Origin of the sequence: Escherichia sp. WS2035 (assembly GCF_046487065.1) — a bacterium.
Lineage (GTDB): Bacteria > Pseudomonadota > Gammaproteobacteria > Enterobacterales > Enterobacteriaceae > Escherichia > Escherichia coli.
Genome location: NZ_JBJQKD010000003.1, coordinates 394,807 through 415,022, shown reverse-complemented (window position 1 = coordinate 415,022; position 20,216 = coordinate 394,807). Strand labels below are relative to the sequence as shown.

General features: G+C 48.3%; 21 protein-coding genes and 1 pseudogene. 7 read left to right on the top strand and 15 right to left on the bottom strand.

Annotated elements, in window-relative coordinates; genetic code table 11:
* Window positions 1–10 precede the first annotated feature (10 nt).
* A complete protein-coding gene (acrE, locus tag ACJHX4_RS08925; protein ID WP_000160349.1) occupies window positions 11–1,168 on the bottom strand; it encodes a multidrug efflux RND transporter periplasmic adaptor subunit AcrE in 1,158 nt (385 codons plus the stop codon).
* Between the two features lie 398 nt (window positions 1,169–1,566).
* Here acrE and acrS point away from each other — a divergent pair, with 398 nt between their 5' ends.
* Window positions 1,567–2,229, top strand: coding sequence for a multidrug efflux transporter transcriptional repressor AcrS (gene acrS, locus ACJHX4_RS08920; protein ID WP_001129506.1), 663 nt, complete (start codon window positions 1,567–1,569; stop codon window positions 2,227–2,229).
* A 2-nt stretch (window positions 2,230–2,231) separates the two neighbouring features.
* Here the strand turns inward: acrS and ACJHX4_RS08915 are convergent, their stop codons facing one another.
* From ACJHX4_RS08915 to ACJHX4_RS08875, 9 genes are all read right to left on the bottom strand, one after another.
* A complete protein-coding gene (locus ACJHX4_RS08915) occupies window positions 2,232–2,411 on the bottom strand; it encodes a DUF2556 family protein (protein WP_001295275.1) in 180 nt (59 codons plus the stop codon).
* 83 nt (window positions 2,412–2,494) lie between these two features.
* Window positions 2,495–3,379: an adenine-specific DNA-methyltransferase gene (gene yhdJ / locus ACJHX4_RS08910; RefSeq protein WP_001258951.1), complete on the bottom strand. Its 885-nt coding sequence runs from the start codon at window positions 3,377–3,379 to the stop codon at window positions 2,495–2,497.
* 84 nt (window positions 3,380–3,463) lie between these two features.
* Window positions 3,464–3,760 (bottom strand): DNA-binding transcriptional regulator Fis, encoded by a 297-nt coding sequence (gene fis / locus ACJHX4_RS08905; protein WP_000462905.1) that lies wholly within the window; start codon window positions 3,758–3,760, stop codon window positions 3,464–3,466.
* A 25-nt stretch (window positions 3,761–3,785) separates the two neighbouring features.
* Window positions 3,786–4,751: a tRNA dihydrouridine synthase DusB gene (gene dusB, locus ACJHX4_RS08900; RefSeq protein WP_001219652.1), complete on the bottom strand. Its 966-nt coding sequence runs from the start codon at window positions 4,749–4,751 to the stop codon at window positions 3,786–3,788.
* 328 nt (window positions 4,752–5,079) lie between these two features.
* On the bottom strand, window positions 5,080–5,961 hold the full coding sequence (gene prmA / locus ACJHX4_RS08895) for a 50S ribosomal protein L11 methyltransferase (RefSeq protein ID WP_001145827.1): 882 nt from the start codon (window positions 5,959–5,961) through the stop codon (window positions 5,080–5,082).
* A gap of 11 nt (window positions 5,962–5,972) precedes the next feature.
* Window positions 5,973–7,424: a sodium/pantothenate symporter gene (gene panF / locus ACJHX4_RS08890; protein WP_001175716.1), complete on the bottom strand. Its 1,452-nt coding sequence runs from the start codon at window positions 7,422–7,424 to the stop codon at window positions 5,973–5,975.
* On the bottom strand, window positions 7,414–7,656 hold the full coding sequence (locus ACJHX4_RS08885; protein WP_001296458.1) for a YhdT family protein: 243 nt from the start codon (window positions 7,654–7,656) through the stop codon (window positions 7,414–7,416). Before ACJHX4_RS08885 ends, panF begins: the two co-directional genes overlap by 11 nt.
* A gap of 92 nt (window positions 7,657–7,748) precedes the next feature.
* Window positions 7,749–8,684, bottom strand: coding sequence for a sugar kinase (locus ACJHX4_RS08880; protein ID WP_001296457.1), 936 nt, complete (start codon window positions 8,682–8,684; stop codon window positions 7,749–7,751).
* Window positions 8,685–8,715: 31 nt separating this feature from the next.
* Window positions 8,716–9,546: a DeoR/GlpR family DNA-binding transcription regulator gene (locus ACJHX4_RS08875; RefSeq protein ID WP_000843962.1), complete on the bottom strand. Its 831-nt coding sequence runs from the start codon at window positions 9,544–9,546 to the stop codon at window positions 8,716–8,718.
* A gap of 340 nt (window positions 9,547–9,886) precedes the next feature.
* On the opposite strand from ACJHX4_RS08875, the gene ACJHX4_RS08870 reads away from it, so the two are divergent.
* From ACJHX4_RS08870 to ACJHX4_RS08845, 6 genes are read left to right on the top strand one after another with little or no spacing between them, the layout of a single operon-like run.
* A complete protein-coding gene (locus ACJHX4_RS08870) occupies window positions 9,887–10,741 on the top strand; it encodes a tagatose bisphosphate family class II aldolase (protein WP_000275542.1) in 855 nt (284 codons plus the stop codon).
* 35 nt (window positions 10,742–10,776) lie between these two features.
* The gene (locus ACJHX4_RS08865) at window positions 10,777–11,667 is read left to right on the top strand and encodes a substrate-binding domain-containing protein (RefSeq protein WP_001296455.1); all 891 of its coding nucleotides are present in this window, start codon (window positions 10,777–10,779) and stop codon (window positions 11,665–11,667) included.
* A gap of 60 nt (window positions 11,668–11,727) precedes the next feature.
* Window positions 11,728–13,227 (top strand): sugar ABC transporter ATP-binding protein, encoded by a 1,500-nt coding sequence (locus ACJHX4_RS08860; protein WP_000132912.1) that lies wholly within the window; start codon window positions 11,728–11,730, stop codon window positions 13,225–13,227.
* Complete coding sequence (locus ACJHX4_RS08855; RefSeq protein ID WP_000137057.1) at window positions 13,228–14,217, top strand: ABC transporter permease; 990 nt, start codon at window positions 13,228–13,230, stop codon at window positions 14,215–14,217.
* A gap of 21 nt (window positions 14,218–14,238) precedes the next feature.
* Window positions 14,239–15,201, top strand: a complete 963-nt coding sequence (locus ACJHX4_RS08850; RefSeq protein WP_000048611.1) for a sugar kinase — start codon at window positions 14,239–14,241, stop codon at window positions 15,199–15,201.
* Window positions 15,198–16,244 carry an aldose 1-epimerase family protein gene (locus tag ACJHX4_RS08845; RefSeq protein ID WP_000787058.1) on the top strand — a complete coding sequence of 349 codons (1,047 nt, stop codon included), beginning with the start codon at window positions 15,198–15,200 and terminating at the stop codon, window positions 16,242–16,244. Before ACJHX4_RS08850 ends, ACJHX4_RS08845 begins: the two co-directional genes overlap by 4 nt.
* A 91-nt stretch (window positions 16,245–16,335) precedes the next feature.
* Here the strand turns inward: ACJHX4_RS08845 and accC are convergent, their stop codons facing one another.
* The 5 genes and pseudogenes from accC to ACJHX4_RS08820 form a co-directional block, all read right to left on the bottom strand.
* Window positions 16,336–17,685, bottom strand: a complete 1,350-nt coding sequence (accC, locus tag ACJHX4_RS08840; protein ID WP_000884645.1) for an acetyl-CoA carboxylase biotin carboxylase subunit — start codon at window positions 17,683–17,685, stop codon at window positions 16,336–16,338.
* Window positions 17,686–17,695: 10 nt separating this feature from the next.
* Window positions 17,696–18,166: an acetyl-CoA carboxylase biotin carboxyl carrier protein gene (gene accB / locus ACJHX4_RS08835; RefSeq protein ID WP_000354622.1), complete on the bottom strand. Its 471-nt coding sequence runs from the start codon at window positions 18,164–18,166 to the stop codon at window positions 17,696–17,698.
* Between the two features lie 404 nt (window positions 18,167–18,570).
* Window positions 18,571–18,957: pseudogene (locus ACJHX4_RS08830) on the bottom strand (sulfoxide reductase heme-binding subunit YedZ); the annotation flags it as partial.
* Window positions 18,942–19,106: a hypothetical protein gene (locus ACJHX4_RS08825; protein ID WP_000838287.1), complete on the bottom strand. Its 165-nt coding sequence runs from the start codon at window positions 19,104–19,106 to the stop codon at window positions 18,942–18,944. The gene ACJHX4_RS08825 and the pseudogene ACJHX4_RS08830, both read right to left, overlap by 16 nt.
* 36 nt (window positions 19,107–19,142) lie before the next feature.
* Entirely contained in the window at window positions 19,143–20,117 is a 975-nt protein-coding gene (locus ACJHX4_RS08820; RefSeq protein ID WP_001148474.1) for an MDR family oxidoreductase, read from the bottom strand.
* Window positions 20,118–20,216 lie beyond the last annotated feature (99 nt).

Sequence of the window (20,216 nt, the reverse complement as noted above, 5' to 3'; positions counted from 1 at the left end):
TCAGATTGCCTTACTTCGATGCAGTATCTGCGGGGGTATCGGTAGTGGCTTTAACCTGCTCTCCCGGACGCGCTTTTTGCAGGCCGCTGACAATGACTTGATCGCCAGATTTCAGACCTTCGCTAATCAACCATTTATCGCCAATCGCCTGACTGGCAACGACAGGGCGCGCTTCAACCTGACTTTTATTGTTAACAATCAGCACGGTTGCATCACCACGTGGTGTGCGGCTAACGCCTTGTTGCGGGATAAGAATGGCGTCAGGTTGGACGCCTTCATCAATCCGTGCGCGCACAAACATACCCGGCAAAAGCGTATGTTGCGGGTTAGGGAAGACAGCACGTAGGGTTATGGAGCCGGTGCTTTCATCAACGGTCACATCGGAGAATTGCAGCGTACCTTTCAGGGGATAGGTTTGACCGTTCTCCATGACCAACTCTACGTTGCTGGTGGCGTTTTCCTTATGCAAATTTCCTTGCTCTACGGATTGCTTCAGCCTCATAAAATCGTTGCTGGATTGGGTCACATCAACGTAGATAGGATCGAGCTGCTGGACAGTCGCCAGTTCAGTCGTTTGCCCATTAGTGACAAGAGCGCCTTCGGTCACGGTCGATTTGCCGATACGTCCGCTAATTGGCGCAGTCACTTTGGTATAAGCGAGATTGATGCGAGCGCTTTCGACTGTGGCTTTTGCGGCAATCACGGCGGCATCGGCCTGGCGAGCATCAGCAATGGCCTGGTCGTACTCCTGCTGACTGATGTATTTCGTACCCACGAGCGGAACGTAACGTTTTACCGTCAAATGCGCGATGGCGGCGGCGGCTTCACTTTTCGCCAGTTCGCCTTTCGCGCTGTCATAACTTGCCTGATAGGTCGCGGGATCGATCTGGTACAGGGACTGGCCTGCTTGCACATCGCTGCCTTCAGTGAAATTGCGATTCAGTACGATCCCGCTAACCTGTGGGCGAACTTCGGCTATACGGTAAGCATTGGTGCGGCCTGGTAATTCAGTCTTAACTTCTAACGGGGCCGTTTTCACAATATGAACGGTAACCTGCGGTTCACCGACGTGAGCTTTCTCTTCTCCCTTATCGTTACAACCGGCGATTAAAGCCGCGGAGATCAGAATAAAGGAGGGCAGGAGGAAAAACCTGGCATGTTTCGTCATTACTATTCCTCAAAAAACCAAAAGCGCGTTATTTGCCCAAAAAGGCAATGCGTTAACTCGCAGAAAGAAAAATACAGTTCGCTATCCTACAAATTATCATTCGTCGATGTAAGGAATAGTTATGAATACTGGCAACTCAAGGCACATAAACACAAAAAAAGATTAATATTCTACTGTTTTGTTTTGACGCGGAATGAAAGAAATAGAATTAAAATCTCGTAAATTGAAATATGTATAGGTCAAGTGAATGTATTTTATGTAAATAATACATATCATTTATTTGACGATTTATAGCAACGCAATATTAGCCTCTCGTATAAATACACATTAGGTGATAGATTAACCTTCGCTATTTTCTCATCCTGTGTCGAATATATTTATTTCCTGAATAATTAATCATGGCAAAAAGAACCAAAGCTGAAGCCCTGAAGACCCGGCAAGAACTGATTGAAACTGCCATCGCCCAGTTTGCGCAGCATGGCGTAAGCAAGACGACGCTCAACGACATTGCCGACGCTGCTAACGTTACGCGTGGCGCTATCTACTGGCACTTCGAAAACAAGACTCAACTGTTTAATGAGATGTGGTTGCAACAGCCTTCATTGCGGGAGTTAATCCAGGATCACTTGACCGCTGGGTTAGAGCATGACCCGTTTCAGCAATTGCGTGAAAAATTGATTGTCGGTTTGCAATATATTGCCAAAATTCCCCGCCAGCAGGCGTTGCTGAAAATCTTATATCACAAATGTGAATTTAATGATGAGATGCTGGCCGAGGGAGTGATACGCGAAAAGATGGGCTTTAATCCGCAGACTCTCCGCGAAGTATTGCAGGCGTGTCAGCAACAAGGTTGTGTAGCAAATAATCTCGATTTAGATGTTGTGATGATTATTATTGATGGTGCCTTCAGCGGAATTGTTCAAAACTGGTTAATGAATATGGCGGGTTATGATCTTTATAAACAAGCCCCCGCTCTGGTCGATAACGTATTAAGAATGTTCATGCCAGATGAAAACATAACGAAATTAATTCATAAAACGAATGAATTAAGTGTCATATAAATTCACATTCTGTCCTGAAAATTCAGTTCGTCACAGTTAACCAGTTTTAGTGGATTAACTGAGTTCATATTGCGGCATTTGTCTGTTTCTGTTGCCAGCAGTTCAATCCACTGCATCAGTAAAGTATCAAACAGAAAAACGAAGACAGCGAAAACGACGAGCCACCAATACTTGCGAATCATTACCTGAGCCTGTGCATGTTTAACCAAGTCTGGCAGGAAATATACACGAAATGAATAATCTGAAAACCAGGCTTACACTTCCTTTACTTTGCAATGAGATCGGGGTCAACTTCGCTTAACCGGCTTCGTTTTGACAGGTTGCCGGTCTTTCTTTTTTTCACTTTCGCCAGTTCTTCCGCAGAGTAATGCGACGCGACATCCAGCCGTCGAAGCCCCATTTTGATGTACTCGCTGTTGATCTCAATACCAATGAATTTTCGCCCGCTGGCGACGGCTACGGCACCGGTAGTAAAGCTACCGGCAAACGGGTCGAGAACGATATCGCCTGGGTTGGAAGAGGCGAGAATAATGCGTTTCAGCAAGGCTTCCGGTTTTTGCGTCGGGTGGTTTTCATATTCATCCATCAAATAACGCACGCGCGGAAAATCCCAGACGTTACCCGGTACTTTTTGATGATTGTAAGGCTGTGGAGGATTTTTGCGATAATTGATCAACGCGCGCTGCGATCCGGTTTTGGCTTCTACCAGAATAGCATCACCGTTGAACGTGTAGTTCTTTGCGTCTTTCACCATCATCAGGATGGGTTCGTACATGGAGCCGTAGTGTTTTTTCGCCTGCACTCCAGAACTGTCATATGACCAGACGATGCGACTTTTGATGGTAAAAAGCTTGCGGCACTGGAGATCGATAAAGGGCATGTTTTCCGTGCTATTCATGATGTACATGCTGCCCTGCTTTTTCAGAACGCGATGGCACTCTGCAATCACTTCAAACAGCCAGTCGATAAACAGATCTTCTTTCCAGGCTTCGATCAGACCATCAAAATTTTTACCGATGTTATACGGTGGGTCGGCAAAGATCAGATCGACACTTTCGGCGGGGAGCTTTTTAAGTTCGGTTAATGCATCACCCTGGATGATGGTCTTTGCTTCATTACCAAATCGGGTCGGTTCACATCCTGTTCTCATGGTCACTCCCTTTGTGACACCTATAAAAAAGGCGCTTCCCCATGCCGAGTAGCGCCTTTTAATCAAGCAATTAGCTAACCTGAATTAGTTCATGCCGTATTTTTTCAATTTTTTACGCAGCGTACCACGGTTGATGCCCATCATCAGAGCAGCACGGGTCTGGTTACCACGGGTGTATTGCATCACCATGTCCAACAGGGGCTGTTCTACTTCAGCCAGTACCAGCTCATAGAGGTCATTCACATCCTGACCATTCAGTTGAGCAAAATAGTTCTTCAGTGCCTGTTTAACCGAGTCACGCAGGGGTTTTTGGGTTACCTGATCCTGAGAGTTGACGGTAGAAACGGTCAGTACGTCAGAATTTACGCGTTGTTCGAACATAGTTCTGTCAGCTCTTTATTTCTGTTTACGCAAAATTTTCGAAGTATGCCTCCAACGCCTCCAGCTGTTCGCTGGCATCCTCAATGGCGTTGAATGTGCGCCGAAACTGGTCATTTGGAGCGTGTTCCTGGAGATACCAGGAAACGTGTTTACGTGCAATTCGGTACCCTTTTGCCGGACCATAAAAGTCATGCAGTTCCCGAACGTGCGCGCAAAGCAAGCGCTTAACCTCTGCCAAAGGCAGCGGGGGCAGCAACTCCCCAGTGTCCAGATAATGCTGGATTTCCCGAAAGATCCAGGGTCTTCCCTGAGCTGCGCGGCCTATCATCAGGGCATCCGCCCCTGTATAGTCGAGCACAGCTCTGGCTTTAAGCGGGTCAGTAATGTCACCATTCGCGATAACCGGAATGGAAACTTTCTGCTTAACTGCCCGAATACTGTCGTACTCAGCTTCTCCATTGAACAAACAGGCGCGTGTACGGCCATGAATGGTCAGAGCCTGAATGCCACAGTCTTCAGCCAGTTGGGCAATCTCTTCGCAGTTACGGTGTTCCGGTGCCCAGCCAGTGCGAATTTTCAGGGTAACAGGAACGTCCACTGCATTGACGACCTCGGTAAGGATCGATTTAACGACATCCGGGTACTGCAAGAGGGCTGAACCTGCGAGCTTGCGATTCACTTTTTTAGCCGGGCAACCCATATTGATATCAATAATCTGGGCACCGCTTTCCACGTTAATACGTGCTGCATCTGCCATTTCTTTCGGATCGCTACCAGCAATTTGCACGGTGCGAATACCGGGTTCATCAATGTGCACCATCCGTAAACGAGATTTGTCGCTTTCCCAAACCTGTGGGTTAGAAGACATCATCTCGGATACTGTCAATCCGGCTCCCATCTCGTAGCACAACGTCCGAAAAGGTCTGTCTGTAATGCCAGCCATGGGCGCTGCGATCAGGCGATTTCTGAGCTGATATTGTCCGATGCGCATGAGTTAAGAAATGACCATACTGTGACTGCAAGGCGGCGTATATTACGCATTTTTTGCACGAGATGAAAGGCCAAACTTTGACCAATCCTCTGAGATGGATCAAAGAATTGCATTTAAAATGAGCGTAGCGCGATAATTACTCATAAAAATCATCATATTAGAAAATAGTGACTAAAATTTACACTCAAAGAAATTTGAGTAAGTTCTCAATTTTTCTTTATGAATGAAAATTTTGGCACGCAAATTTGCGTAAATAATCGGCAAATTAACGTGCCTTTTGTGACATCGCTCGCACTTCGCTCTGCGTCGCCATACGGCGATGCGAAGGTTAATTCTTACGACCGGTAATGCGGCACCACTCTTCTTTTTCCACGACCGGGTCCAGAGCGAAGCTGTCGGCATAAGCTTCGCAAACGCTCTCTGCCTGGCTTGCCAGAATACCGGAAAGGCCCAGCAAACCGCCTGAAACTGGCAGGACGCTGATTAACGGTGCCAGTTCACGTAATGGGCCTGCAAGGATGTTAGCGACCACCACGTCGGCTTTCATTTCTTCTGGCTGATCTTTCGGTAAGTAGAGTTCCAGACGATCAGAAACGCCATTACGTTCGGCGTTATCGCGGCTGGCCTGGATCGCCTGCGGATCGATATCAATACCAATGGCTTTTGCTGCACCCAGTTTCAGCGCCGCGATAGCCAGAATGCCGGAACCGCAGCCAAAGTCGATGACTGTTTTACCGGTTAAATCGAGGCTGTCGAGCCATTGCAGGCACAGAGAGGTAGTTGGATGGGTACCCGTACCAAACGCCAGCCCTGGGTCTAACATCACGTTGACGGCGTTTTCGTCCGGCACATCACGCCAGCTTGGGCAGATCCACAGTCGTTCACCAAAGCGCATCGGGTGGAAATTATCCATCCATTCGCGCTCCCAGTCTTTATCTTCCAGTTGTTCGATTTTATGCGCGAAGCCCGCGCCGAGCAGCGGATGGTTTTCCAGAATCGCCACCACGTCGTTCATATCGGTTTCAGCGTCGAACAGACCAATCACATCGGTGTCGCCCCACAGGCGCGTTTCGCCCGGCAGCGGCTCAAATACTGGCGTATCGTGGGTATCCTGAAAAGTGATAGAAACGGCACCCGCTTCCATCAGCGCATCGCTAAGATCTTCCGCGTTTGCGCCGGTGGTGTTCAGTTTCAGTTGGATCCAAGGCATGGCAAAACTCTTTATTTATCAGTAGTCAAAACGGTAGCTTGCGGGACGGATGTACCGAAACGGTTTCCGACCAGGAAAGCCAGCAAACTTAGTAGTAACGAGGGCACGATAGGGTGGAAGCCCAGGTACTGAATATTCAGCTTCGCGAGTACGGCATACAGCACGCCGCCAACGATCATCGCACTTAGCGCGCCTTTGGCGTTGGCGCGTTCCCAGTAAAGACCCAGCACCAGCGGCCACAGGAAAACGGCTTCCAGCCCACCGAAGGCCAGCAAATTCAGCCAGATGATCATTTCTGGCGGCTTCCAGGCGGCAAGCAGCAGCAACGCACCGAGAACCAACGTGATCACCGCCGACATCCGCTTCAGACGCGTCTCGTTTTGCATTTGATCCGGACGGATATTCAGATAGAGATCTTTAATGATCGTAGCGGAACTTTGCAGCAGTTGGGCGTTAATTGTCGACATGATCGCAGCCATCGGTGCAGCCAGGAAGATCCCGGCGGCAAACGGTGGCAGCACTTTTACCATTAACGTCGGGATCACCAGATCCGGTACGGTGAGATCGGGGATCACCGCCCGACCTAACGCTCCGGCCAGATGCATACCGAACATCAGGATTGCGACTACAATCGTACCGATGATGATCCCCCGATGTACTGCTTTGCTGTCTTTATAAGAGATACAGCGCACCGCAGTATGCGGCAGGCCTATAACGCCAAAGCACACCAGTACCCAGAACGACGTCATAAAGGCAGGCGACAGAATATCGTCAGCGCCTTGTGGCGTAACCAGTTGCGGATCGATGGTTTGCAGCGTGTCTACCGCATTACTTAAACCACCTGCGGCATGTACCACGCCAATAAGCAGCACAACGGTGCCAATCAGCATCACCAGCCCTTGCATGGTGTCGTTCAGCACGCTGGCGCGAAAGCCGCCAAAGGCGGTATACAACGCAATGCTGATACCGAAAATCAGCAGCCCGGTTTCATAAGGAATACCCGCCGCGGTTTCCAGCAGGCGCGCACCGCCGATAAACTGCACGGTCATCGCACCAACGAACGCAACCAGCAAACTCAAACTCGCCAGCCACACCAGAAGACGACTCTGGTAGCGGGCAAACAGCATATCGTTCAGCGTCACCGCATTGTAGCGGCGCGCAAGAATTGCGAACTTCTTGCCGAGAATACCGAGCGAAAGCCAGACTGCAGGAAGCTGAATCATCGCCAGCAATACCCAGCCCAGGCCGTATTTATAAGCAGCTCCAGGCCCGCCGATAAACGAACTGGCACTGATATAGGTCGCGGTGAGCGTCATCGCCAGCACAATACCGCCCATAGAGCGGCTGCCGAGGAAATACTCATTAAGGAAGGTGCCAGTGCTCCGTTTACGCATCGCATAAACAGAGATACCGAACACCACCACCAGATAGGCGACCAGCGGTAGAATTACTTCAAGCTGCATCGTCATCCTCCAGTGGGATATCGCGATAGATAAATCTCACCATCGCCCAGCACAGTCCAATAAACAGCAGCGGCGTCAGGATGCAGGCCATCTCAAACCAGCGCGGAAAACCGGTAAAACCGGGGGCAACGCCAGGTAAGTAAGCGGCTACTAACCATACCGCCAGATACAAAAGGGTCAGCCCCAGCGCCCAGCGCGCCTCTTTATGGGCCTGAACAAAACGAGTGTCCACGGAAGGGGTCCTCCTCATGGGGGGATACGAGAAACGGGCAATTCTACGGCAAGTCTTCAGGCAGGGAAAATAATCTGACAGAAAATTGCCGTTCAGTGCTGCTGCAAAAAGTCTTCAATGTCTGCCAGTGAGGATATCCCTTCCATCGGACCTTGCCGCATTACGGCGAGCGCGCCGCTGGCATTTGCATATTGCAGCGCCTTGTGTGCCGGGAAACCGGATAAGAAAAGAGTGATAAACGTTGCGCCAAAGCAGTCGCCTGCACCCGTTGGATCGATAATTTCGATATCGTGACCTGCAACATGCTGGGCGTGTAATGTACCGTTTTTAAGCTTGTAATAGCTAGCCCCACGCTGGGCGCGTTTTATCGCCACATGTTTTACGCCGCCGTGGAGAAGATCGCTAACAATCTGTTCCTCTGACAGATTTTTGTGACGCGCGAAGAAAGGGAGTTCGCTTTCGCTGGGGATAAAAATATCCGTATATTCAATCAAATAATCGAGAGCCTGCGCCATTTCAGGAATGCTCAGCATCTCTTTGCGAATATTGGGATCGAAAGAAACGGTGCCGCCAGCCGATTTGATCGTCGTTATTGCTTTACGCATGACATCGATCATGCGAAATGAGAACAACGATGAGCCCACAATATGCAGATGGTTACACTGTTTAAGCAGATCCTTATCAATGTGCTCGGCAGTAAACAAACCGCAGGCGCTGTTAGGGATATTAAAGACGAAATCCCGCAGCTGGGGATTTTGATAACTCACGAACGCCGTACCTGTGACGGCATTGTTCATAACATGGATCCCATCGGTAATGACACCTTCATGACGGAGACGCTCTATAATGAGTCGGGCAAAATCATCATTACCAACACATCCAAAGAAGATGGCCCGATGGGACAGTTTTGCCACCTGAGCAGCAAAAATTGCTGGCGCACCGCTGGGAAATGGCCCGATAAACTCCCCAGGCTGAGTGAATTTTTGATGTGGGTTGCGGGACAAAAACTCGGCCAGCAATTCGCCCATAGCGCAGATAGTTATTGTCACAAAACCCCTCTCATTCCTGAAGCCTTTCGCGATTGGACCAGGTAAAGCACTCATTACTGGTATAAAGGATAACGAAATCAGCCGACTGCAATTGTTGCTGATATTGTTCGTTAATGCTGCGGCTGACGATCACATTTTCTGCCTGATGCAAATGCCCGATAGCAGCCGTTGATGGCGCAGGATCGGCGGCAACGATAACCGTCTTATTCTGGGCATGATCGAAACAGAGCTGCCAGGCAGCGGCGAGTCTGGGAACGTTGATATTTAAAGTACCATCAGCATCCAGATGGCTGATTTCCAGAATGCTATGTGTAATGGTGAAATGCTGAAGTGCCTGTTCAAGCTGTTTTCCGGCCAGTGCGGTGTCGGGGCGCAGCATTTCACTGCCAGCCAGTATTATTTCGCCATCAATAAACTGATTTGCCAGCAGCGCATGTTCGGGATCGTTGGTGATCAGACGCAGTTTTTTCACTTCGCTGAGCAATGGAATGATCTTACGGCAGATTGTCCCATGTCCAAGAAATAGCGTGTCACGATCGCGAATTAACCGTGCGCAATGTCGTGCTATTTCCATTTGTTGTGCCAGAGACAATGGCGCGATCGGTTGTATCGCTTCTGGTTCAGAGGAGAGTGGTGTCGCAATAGCACCGCCAAATGATCGCTTTAAATATCCCTGTTGCTCCAGATAACTGAGATCGCCGCGGATCGTCACGCCAGAGACACCAAGTTGCGCAGATAAGTCATCAACTTTGATTTCACCCTGGGCGGCAACAATTTCTGCAATTTTTAATCTACGTTTCAGTAAGTTAGACGATTTTCTCGGCACGTTAACACTCTTCATTGGCCTTTAATGCGTAACACTATAGCCCCTTGTATTTTTCTTTGAAAGTTATCCTTCAATCATATCGACAATTCGAAAAGAAAATCATGGGTCAAAATTGCAGCTAAAATATCTTAATACATTGAAAAATAAATGAATATATTCATATTTATGCAGGGTTTTCATTGGGTTCACTTGCAAAGTGAAAAATAAATTAAGTTATTTTTTGTAAGTTATTTTGATGATGTTCGACATGCATCACGCTTTTTGCTGCTTTTGCTGTGCTAGTTTGCTTTCAAAATGAAAGTGAAGATTCTCTTTCTTCATTTTGTAAGGCGAACGACAAATAACAGGAGCTGCGATGTACATTATTTCAAGCAAAAACATGCTGAAAAAAGCCCAGTCAGAGGGATATGCCGTCCCTGCTTTCAACATTCATAACCTTGAAACTTTACAGGTAGTTGTTGAGAGCGCTGCACAACTTCGCTCTCCCGTTATGCTGGCGGGAACACCCGGTACATATCGTTATGGTGGCGTGGGAAGTTTAATTTCGTTAGTACAATCGCTGGCTCGCGAGTACAACCTGCCGTTAGTCCTGCATCTCGACCATCATGAAGAGAGTGATGACATTTTTAACAAGGTTCGCGCAGGGATCCGTTCTGTCATGATTGATGGCTCCCATTTGCCATTTGAAGACAACATTGCGCGAGTGCAAGAAGTTACCACCTTTTGCCATCGCTTTGATGTTAGCGTTGAGGCCGAGCTAGGGCGTCTTGGCGGCCAGGAGGACGATCTGCGGGTGGATGAAAAAGATTCCGCTTATACCTCGCCAGCCGCAGCTACAGAGTTTGTTCAACGTACCCAAATTGACTCCCTGGCGGTAGCAATCGGCACAGCACATGGTTTATATGCGCATGAACCACGACTGGATTTTGTGCGGCTGGAACAGATTCGTCAGCGAGTGGAGATTCCGCTGGTGTTGCATGGTGCTTCGGGCTTATCGGAACAGGACGTTCAGCACTGTATTCGTCGCGGTATTTGTAAAGTGAATGTCGCGACAGAATTGAAAATTGCGTTTGCCGATGCGTTAAAAGGATATTTCTACAACAATCCTGCGGCAAATGATCCACGTCACTATATGCAGCCCGCAAAGGCCGCCATGAAAGAAGTCGTAACTCGTATTATTGGCGTTTGTGGTAGTGAAGGAAAAATTTAAGACGTTGTACCCTACAAAAATAATGAGGATTGTTTATGAAAAATATTAAATTACTTGGTTCAGCTATGTTGGTGAGCCTGGCATTGTTCTCGCAAAGTTCGTTGGCAAAAGAGTATAAAATTGGTGCGTCATTATTAACACAACAACATCCTTTCTATATTGATCTTGCGAATGCCATGAAAGAAGAGGCAAAAAAAGACAATGTCAATTTAAGTGTCTCTATTGCCAATCAGGATTTAAACAAACAACTTTCTGATGTTGAGGATTTTATTACTAAAAAAGTGGATGCCATTATTATCTCTCCGGTCGATTCGAAAGGCGTCCAGGCAGCGATAATTAAAGCCGATAAGGCCGGTATTCCCGTTATCACCGTTGACGTCGCTGCGGAAGGCGTTCCGGTCGTATCGCATGTTGCGACCGATAACTATGCGGGAGGCGTTGAAGCAGGCAAGTTAATGGGTAAACTTTTGAGTGGTAAAGGTACTGTAGCCATTATTTCTTATCCGGCACTACAATCGGTGGTTGCGCGCGTTGATGGTTTTAAGAAAGGGTTAAGCGATACACCGGATATTAAAATTGTTGCTGAACAGCCTGGTATTACGCGAGCTGAAGCGTTAACGACTGCGCAAAACATTATGCAGGCAAATGCTAACCTGAATGGTCTGTTTGGCTTTGGTGATGATGCGGCGCTGGCAGCGGTTATCGCAGCAAAATCTGCGCATAACGACAACATCAAAATCATTGGTTTTGACGGCATGAAAGAAGCGCGTGATGCCGTTGACAGTGAAAAAACGTTTGCGGCCGTGATTCGGCAATATCCAGATCAAATGGGTGCTAAAGCCATTGATGCCGCTGTTGATCACCTCAATGGTAAACCGGTAGAAAAAATGATCCCGGTACAACCCGGCGTTTATACAGGTAAATAGTAAATATCTTCACCTCACAACAAAACGTTATTGGCGTTTTGTTGTGACACCGAGGTCATTATGACGGATGTTATTCTTGATGTTTCGCATATTGCGAAGACATTTGGTCATGTTCAGGCATTAAAAGATATTACACTCTCTTTACGTAAAGGGCGGGTGCATACTTTATTAGGCGAGAATGGTGCCGGTAAATCGACATTAATGAAAATACTGGCCGGTGTTTATCCGCCAACCCAGGGAACGATAACACTACGTGGTGAAACCATCACCATTAATAATCCGCAGCATTCTCGCCAGTTAGGGATTGCGATTATTTTTCAGGAACTGAGCCTGAGTAATAATATGACCGTGGCGGAAAATATTTATGCCAATAATGAACCGCGACGTTTTGGCATCATTAACGATAAAAAAATGCTCGCAGATTGCCAGAACCTCCTCGCGGAACTGGGCATCCCACTAGACCCTCTGGAAATGGTCGGCAATATGTCGATGGCACATAGGCAACTGGTAGAAATTGCTAAAGCCTTAAGCTATGCAGCGGATGTCGTGATTATGGATGAACCGACATCTTCGCTAAGTGATAATGAAGCGGAGATCCTGTTTAACATTATTGAAAAATTAAAGCAGCGAGGCTGTGCGGTTATTTATATCTCTCATCGCATGGATGAAATTATGCGGATTTCAGATGATATTTCGGTGATCCGCGACGGTGAGTATATCGCTACGCATGAAAAGAAAAACAGTGATATCCAGCACTTGATTGCCCAAATGGTTGGTCGGGAAATGAAAAATATTTGGCCAGCACGTCTTGGGGAAAAACCGGATGAAAATGTTCCTGCAAAACTGGAAGTAAAAAATCTTTCCCATCCTTCGCTTTTTAAAGAGGTCAGTTTCGCTGTGCGTCCGGGGGAAGTCCTCGGATTTTTTGGCCTGGTGGGGGCCGGGCGTTCCGATGTGATGAAGGCGCTATTTGGCCTCGTTTCGTATCACGGGACTGTGTTGATTGATGGTAAGGAAGTCAGGATCGCTAATCCCAAACAGGCTATTGATCATGGCATTGCTTTTGTGACCGAAAACCGCAAGGAAGAAGGGTTAGTGCTGATGCACGACGTCAATATGAACACGCACCATGTGGCGTTTCAATATAACGCTTCGCGGATGGGACTCATCAATCACCGACAAGAAGAGGCGAAGACGCTGCAATCAATTGCCAGAATGAACACTAAAGTGAGTTCTGTGCATCAGGCAGTGGGAGCACTGAGCGGCGGTAATCAACAGAAAATCGTGTTATCGAAGTGGCTGGAGAAAACTCCGCGTATTTTATTGCTCGATGAGCCAACGCGCGGAGTGGATGTCGGCGCAAAATTTGAAATCTATAACGTGATACGTCAACTGGCTGCGGCAGGGACAGCAATTATTCTGGTGTCCTCTGAACTGCCAGAAGTCATGGCACTTAGCGATCGTCTGGTGGTAATGCGTAATAAAACTATTGCCGATATTTATTCATGTGAAAATTTAACGCAGACACAGGTAATGACCGCTGCAACAGGAGTACGTTAAATGACAGAGAAAACTCTTGCCAGTCCGAAACCTTCGGGAATTCCCATTGCAAATAATTTTAAAAAAGTCTTCAGGCAATATGGTGGTATCCTCAGTGGAATGGTGGTGTTAATCATTCTGTTCAGTTTTATTAATGACAGTTTTTTTACCGCCAATAACATTACTAATATTATTCTTCAGGTTTCGATAATTGCAATTACCGCCTATGGAATGACTTATGTGCTTTTGCTTGGCGATATTGATTTATCGGTCGGTTCAACCATTGCATTGATTGGCACATTTGCTGCGCTTGGGGCTTCATGGGGAATTCCATTTGTTTTATTGGTCCCATTATCCATTATTGCAGCACTGGCTCTGGGGATGATAAATGGTGGCTTGACGGCTATAGCGGGGATCCCTTCGTTTATTGTCACCGTTGCTACTATGGGGATCTTCCGTGGTATCGCTTATATAGTGACCGATGGTATGCCCATCATGATTAAAGATGATGCCTTTCTGGCGCTGGGGAATGGAGAATTTCTCTATATACCTATTCCTATATGGATATTAATCATCTTATTGCTGATAAACCACTTCATTCTTACTAAAACAACCTTTGGACGAAAAATTTATATCACTGGTGGTAATAAAGAAGCGGCAATTTATTCAGGGATAAATGTCACCCGCTTGAAAATTAAAGTCTTTATGATTACAGCCGTGCTGGCAGGTATCAGCGGGATGATCCTTGCCTCACGCCTCTATTCCGGGCAACCGAATTCCGCGTTGAGCTACGAACTGGATGCTATTGCCGCAGCTGTACTGGGAGGCACCAGCCTGAACGGCGGCTATGGAACCGTGGTGGGGACGGTGATCGGCGCATTAACCATCGGCGTTATTAATAATGGCATGAACTTAATGAATGTTCCTTATTTTTACCAGATGGTGGTTAAAGGATTAGTCATTCTTGTAGCCGTTTATTTTGACGTAAGAAATAAAAGAAAACGCAGCTAATCATTTCAAGGAATTAATCATATGAGTAAGGTCTTCACAATTGGAGAAATTCTGGTTGAAATTATGGCGAGTAAAATCGGCCAGCCATTTGATCAACCAGGTATCTGGAACGGCCCTTATCCCAGTGGTGCGCCCGCTATTTTTATCGACCAGGTGACACGTCTTGGCGTTCCGTGCGGCATCATTAGCTGCGTGGGGAATGATGGCTTTGGTGATATTAATATACATCGTCTGGCTGCTGACGGTGTGGACATCAGGGGGATTTCAGTCTTACCTCTGGAAGCCACCGGTAGTGCCTTTGTTACTTATCATAACTCTGGCGATCGCGATTTTATTTTTAATATCAAGAATGCCGCTTGCGGTAAATTATCGGCACAGCATGTTGATGAAAATATTCTGAAGGATTGTACCCATTTTCATATTATGGGTTCATCCCTGTTTTCATTCCATATGGTAGACGCAGTAAAAAAAGCAGTAACCATCGTTAAAGCAAATGGTGGCGTTATTTCTTTCGACCCGAATATTCGTAAAGAAATGCTTGATATTCCAGAAATGCGCGATGCCCTCCACTTTGTTCTTGAGTTAACGGATATCTATATGCCCAGTGAGGGGGAAGTGTTGCTCTTGTCGCCACACTCGACGCCGGAGCGTGCAATCGCTGGTTTTCTTGAAGAAGGTGTTAAAGAGGTGATTGTGAAGCGCGGCAATCAAGGAGCCAGTTACTACTCCGCGAATGAGCAGTTTCATGTTGAGAGCTATCCGGTGGAAGAAGTTGACCCGACCGGTGCAGGAGACTGCTTTGGTGGCGCGTGGATTGCCTGCCGCCAGCTAGGGTTTGACGCCCATCGGGCATTACAATATGCCAACGCCTGCGGTGCACTGGCGGTAACCCGACGTGGCCCAATGGAGGGAACGTCTCGCCTTATGGAAATCGAAACGTTCATCCAGCGCCATGACATGTCCATTCGGGAAGCAGCACAATGAAAAACGAAATTTGGTCGTGGATTGGCGATCTCTCGCAGGTTGCCGGAATTAAACACTATGAGTTACGTAGTGGCAGAGCAAAGGGTACAGAAGCGTTTGATGTCCGTACTGGTGCGGGACTGGCATTTACGGTGGTAAAAGATCGCGCGCTGGATATTGCATGGGCCAGCTACAAGGACACTGCGCTCTCTTTTATCACCCCCAACGGTGTTGTCGCCCCCGCTTTTTTTGAGTCTCAGGGCAACGGGTTTTTACGTAGCTTTTACGCGGGGTTACTGACTACCTGCGGACTTAGCTACATTGGCACACCCTGTGAGGATGAAGGAGAAACGCTGGGGTTACACGGGCGTTTGGCTGCGACTCCAGCAGAAGAGGTGGGGTATCGCACAGAACGGACCGACGACAGCATTGAATTTGTCATCAATGGCAAAGTACGGGAAACACGATTGTTCGGTGAAAATCTGACGCTGGAAAGGACCATTCGCTGCCGTTATGGCGAAAATGTAATGCGCATTGAAGACAAGGTGACTAATCATGGTTTCACCCGCCAGCCGCTGCAAATTCTTTATCACTTTAATTACGGCTGGCCTTTATTATCGCCACAGGCAGAAATCTTGCTGTCGGCTAAAAGCATAACGCCACGAACTCCGCATGCGGCGGAAGGGTTAACCAGTCATCTGGAGATTTGTACCCCACAGCCCGGTTTTGACGAGCAGGTTTACTATCTCACGTTGAATAGCGACAGTCAGGGGATGAGTAAAGTTGCGCTGGTGAACGCCGAACTGGGGTGGGGAATTTACGAGAAATTCGACACCATGCAGCTACCCAACTTTATCCAGTGGAAAAATTTAGGCGCGGGTGAATATGTTATGGGACTGGAGGTCAGTAATAGTTTTCCTGACGGTCGTGATAAAGAACGAGCGCAGGGGCGTCTGCCCTTTATTGAGCCAGGGGAAACAAAGAAATACTGCTTTGAGCTGGGAATTGTTGATGGCGATGCTGAAATTAGCGCGTTGAAAGCGGAAATTGCAGGCTACCGTTAGTTAACGGCAATAAAAACGCCGGGTAGCATTAACAGGCCCGGCGTTGATTACGTTCTTTGCTAAGCGCGATGAAAACACCGCGCGTCACAAATTATTTTTCCTGAAGACCGAGTTTTTTCTCCAGATAGTGGATGTTAGTGCCACCATGCTGGAAGTTCTCGTCATTCATGATGCGGATCTGCAGATCAACGTTGGTTTTGATACCGTCGATGATCAGCTCCTGCAGCGCATTCTTCATGCGAGCAATCGCCACGTCACGGTTTTCACCGTAGCAAATCAGCTTACCGATCATTGAGTCATAGTACGGCGGTACGGTGTAGCCCGCGTAGATATGAGATTCCCAACGTACGCCAAAACCACCAGGTGCGTGGAAACGGGTGATTTTGCCCGGACTTGGCAGGAAGGTGTTCGGATCTTCGGCGTTGATACGGCATTCCACCGCATGGCCGCGAACGTGAACTTCTTCTTGCTTGATCGACAGCGGTTGACCGGCAGCGATACGCAGCTGTTCTTTGATCAGGTCAACGCCGGTGATCATTTCAGTAACCGGGTGTTCTACCTGAATACGGGTGTTCATTTCGATGAAATAGAACTCGCCGTTTTCGAACAGGAACTCGAAAGTACCTGCACCGCGATAGCCGATATCAACACACGCTTTAGCGCAACGTTCGCCGATGTAGCGACGCAGTTCCGGGGTAATGCCCGGAGCCGGTGCTTCTTCGACCACTTTCTGGTGGCGGCGCTGCATGGAGCAGTCACGTTCCGCCAGATAGATAGCGTTGCCCTGACCGTCAGCCAGTACCTGAATCTCGACGTGGCGAGGATTTTCCAGGTATTTCTCCATGTAAACCATATCGTTGCTGAAAGCTGCTTTCGCTTCCGCACGGGTCATGGAGATGGATTGTGCCAGTTCAGCGTCGCTGCGCACTACGCGCATACCGCGACCACCGCCGCCGCCGGAGGCTTTGATAATCACCGGATAACCAATGCGTTTAGCAATGGCGCGGTTTTTATCCATATCGTCGCCCAGCGGGCCGTCAGAACCCGGTACGCAAGGAACGCCTGCTTTTTTCATCGCCGCGATTGCGGATACTTTGTCGCCCATCAGGCGAATGGTTTCTGCTTTCGGGCCGATGAAGATAAAGCCGGAGCGTTCAACCTGCTCGGCAAAATTGGCGTTCTCGGAGAGGAAGCCGTAACCCGGATGGATTGCTACTGCGCCGGTGATTTCAGCGGCGCTGATGATTGCCGGGATGTTCAGATAACTTTTTACTGACGGAGCAGGGCCGATACAGACCGTTTCATCTGCCAGTAATACGTGTTTTAGATCGCGATCCGCACTGGAGTGCACAGCGACAGTCTTGATGCCCAGTTCTTTACAGGCACGAAGAATACGCAATGCAATCTCGCCGCGGTTGGCAATAACAATTTTATCCAGCATGTTCGCCTCGTTACTCGATGACGACCAGCGGCTCGTCAAATTCTACCGGTTGTCCACTTTCGACCAGAATTGCTTTCACGGTACCGGATTTGTCCGCTTCGATCTGGTTCATCATTTTCATGGCTTCAACGATGCACAGGGTATCGCCCACGTTTACTTTCTGACCCACTTCGATGAACGCTTTTGCGTCCGGGCTTGGGGTGCGGTAGAAAGTACCAACCATCGGGGAACGTACGATGTGACCACTGATTTCCGCTGCTGCTGGCGCTTCCATGGAAGGAACGGTCGCCGGAGCGGCTGCGTTAGATTGAGCTGGCTGCTGCATCATAGGTGCAGCGTAAGCTTGTTGCATCACAGGGAAACTTGCGGCAGGAGCTGCACGGCTAATGCGTACTGACTCTTCACCTTCAGAAATTTCCAGTTCGGAGATGCCTGATTCTTCAACCAGCTCGATCAGTTTTTTAATCTTACGAATATCCATGAGTGGGTTCCGTACTCTTTGTTTAGTGTGATTGTGACAGGCGTTTCACCGCCGTCTGTAAAGCGTATGCCCCGACAGCTGTATGCATAGCGATAAATTCCAGCAGGCCGGGACGCCGGTCTATTTTGCCCCAGAGTGTCAATGTTAGACTTGACGGACATTGTGCAGCGATCTGCTGCTATCCTCCGGCAAAAAACAAAATATACCTTCGTTGCGCCAATGTCACCTTTTCCGCAGTGCAAAAACTGCGTCAGGGAGGACGAGGTCGCACATTATAACGATTTCGTAGCAATTGGCAGCTAAATACTGGTCTTATCAGGGAAGATAATCAACAGCTAACATGTAAATAACCTTCAACACCGTGTAATTTGCAACAAGCCGCACAATTCACGAAATTAGCGCCATCATCGACGGAACTTCTTATAACGTAAGGTGAAACGCTGTAAAGCCAGCCCTGCGAAGATGGGGGCTGCAATGAGATAATCTTCACAGACCACAAATAATGTAGGGATGCCAGGATCGCGACAAGATAGACGACATTACGCAGCGGTTGCTGGGGATTACCCAATTTTCACTGCATCGTCCGGAAAGATGTGAATGCTAAAGCACGCAAAATTAACCGACTGACAATGCTCCGCATTCAATAGGTTTAAGTGGTTAATTTGTAATCAAATAAAATCAGATTATTCCCCCCATGGTACCAGAAATCAGTAACAGATTAAGCGTAGCGTCGCCAAGGCAAAGCACCATAAACCTAACAGGCGACGGAGGCGTATCAATAATGGCTGTTTGGTGGAGCATCAATGCGCATCAATTTATGGTCAGTCGAAATCATGACTTTCCAGTTTGGATGATGTTGTACAACTTCATAACCAAGATGTTCGACGAAAGCTGTCCGGCTAACCGCTTTTCCCGTTAACTGATTGAATAATGATTTCAAAATGAGTTCCCTCTCTTATTATTCCCTGCTAAATGGTTAGTTAACCTTCACCAGCGTGCGACCCTGGATCTGGTTATTAATGATGGCCTCGGCAAACTTCGGTGCCTCTGCCAGAGATATCTCTTTTGCCGCCTGGGTATAGAATGATTCCGGTAAATCGGTGACCAGTCGCTGCCAGGCTTGTGCACGGCGTGCTGGTGGCGTCATTACTGAATCCACCCCTTGCAAACGGACATTACGCAGAATAAATGGCATGACCGTGGTTGGCAGAGTAAAACCACCCGCCAGACCACAGGCCGCCACGCAGCCGCCGTAATTCATTTGCGCCAGCACTTTTGCCAGCACTTTGTCGCCAACGGTGTCAATTGCCCCAGCCCAGACTTGTTTTTCCAGAGGACGGGATTCGGCAAACTCATCGCGAGGAAGAATACGGCTGGCACCTAAACTTTTCAGATATTCATGGGTACTTTCGCGACCGGAAACAGCAACGACCTGATAACCCAACTTATGCAGCAGCGCCACGGCGGTACTGCCGACGCCACCACTGGCACCCGTCACGACAATCTCCCCATCCTGCGGGCGAACACCGGCATCTTCCAGCGCCATCACACACAGCATGGCGGTAAAACCGGCAGTACCGATAATCATTGCTTTACGCGCGTCCAGCCCTTGCGGCATGGCAACCAGCCAGTCACCTTTCACTCGCGCCTGTTCCGCCAGCCCACCCCAGTGGTTTTCACCAACGCCCCAGCCAGTGAGTAACACCTCCTGACCGGCATGAAAACGCGGATCTTCGCTGGTGCGTACAGTTCCGGCAAAATCGATCCCAGGAATCATCGGAAAATTACGGATGATTTTTCCCTTACCGGTAATCGCCAGCGCATCTTTGTAGTTCAGGCTCGACCAGTGAACATCAACCGTGACATCGCCTTCCGGCAGGCGACTTTCGTCCAGAGTCTGTACTGATGCGAGAGTTTTGCCGTCTTGCTGTTCTAAAAGTAACGCCTGCATAAGTGGTCCTCATGTGCATGATGGATTGGAAAATAATTTCTGAAGACTATACTCGCTAATGGAAAAGCAAAGCCGATGAAGCGCAATAAATTGCGAGAT

Bases quoted from the DNA above. Each gene is read 5' to 3' on its own strand.
- acrE (WP_000160349.1), bottom strand. From the start codon at position 1,168: ATGACGAAACATGCCAGGTTTTTCCTCCTGCCCTCCTTTATTCTGATC.
- acrS (WP_001129506.1), top strand. From the start codon at position 1,567: ATGGCAAAAAGAACCAAAGCTGAAGCCCTGAAGACCCGGCAAGAACTG.
- ACJHX4_RS08915 (WP_001295275.1), bottom strand. From the start codon at position 2,411: ATGATTCGCAAGTATTGGTGGCTCGTCGTTTTCGCTGTCTTCGTTTTT.
- yhdJ (WP_001258951.1), bottom strand. From the start codon at position 3,379: ATGAGAACAGGATGTGAACCGACCCGATTTGGTAATGAAGCAAAGACC.
- fis (WP_000462905.1), bottom strand. From the start codon at position 3,760: ATGTTCGAACAACGCGTAAATTCTGACGTACTGACCGTTTCTACCGTC.
- dusB (WP_001219652.1), bottom strand. From the start codon at position 4,751: ATGCGCATCGGACAATATCAGCTCAGAAATCGCCTGATCGCAGCGCCC.
- prmA (WP_001145827.1), bottom strand. From the start codon at position 5,961: ATGCCTTGGATCCAACTGAAACTGAACACCACCGGCGCAAACGCGGAA.
- panF (WP_001175716.1), bottom strand. From the start codon at position 7,424: ATGCAGCTTGAAGTAATTCTACCGCTGGTCGCCTATCTGGTGGTGGTG.
- ACJHX4_RS08880 (WP_001296457.1), bottom strand. From the start codon at position 8,684: ATGGGCGAATTGCTGGCCGAGTTTTTGTCCCGCAACCCACATCAAAAA.
- ACJHX4_RS08875 (WP_000843962.1), bottom strand. From the start codon at position 9,546: ATGAAGAGTGTTAACGTGCCGAGAAAATCGTCTAACTTACTGAAACGT.
- ACJHX4_RS08870 (WP_000275542.1), top strand. From the start codon at position 9,887: ATGTACATTATTTCAAGCAAAAACATGCTGAAAAAAGCCCAGTCAGAG.
- ACJHX4_RS08865 (WP_001296455.1), top strand. From the start codon at position 10,777: ATGAAAAATATTAAATTACTTGGTTCAGCTATGTTGGTGAGCCTGGCA.
- ACJHX4_RS08860 (WP_000132912.1), top strand. From the start codon at position 11,728: ATGACGGATGTTATTCTTGATGTTTCGCATATTGCGAAGACATTTGGT.
- ACJHX4_RS08855 (WP_000137057.1), top strand. From the start codon at position 13,228: ATGACAGAGAAAACTCTTGCCAGTCCGAAACCTTCGGGAATTCCCATT.
- ACJHX4_RS08850 (WP_000048611.1), top strand. From the start codon at position 14,239: ATGAGTAAGGTCTTCACAATTGGAGAAATTCTGGTTGAAATTATGGCG.
- ACJHX4_RS08845 (WP_000787058.1), top strand. From the start codon at position 15,198: ATGAAAAACGAAATTTGGTCGTGGATTGGCGATCTCTCGCAGGTTGCC.
- accC (WP_000884645.1), bottom strand. From the start codon at position 17,685: ATGCTGGATAAAATTGTTATTGCCAACCGCGGCGAGATTGCATTGCGT.
- accB (WP_000354622.1), bottom strand. From the start codon at position 18,166: ATGGATATTCGTAAGATTAAAAAACTGATCGAGCTGGTTGAAGAATCA.
- ACJHX4_RS08820 (WP_001148474.1), bottom strand. From the start codon at position 20,117: ATGCAGGCGTTACTTTTAGAACAGCAAGACGGCAAAACTCTCGCATCA.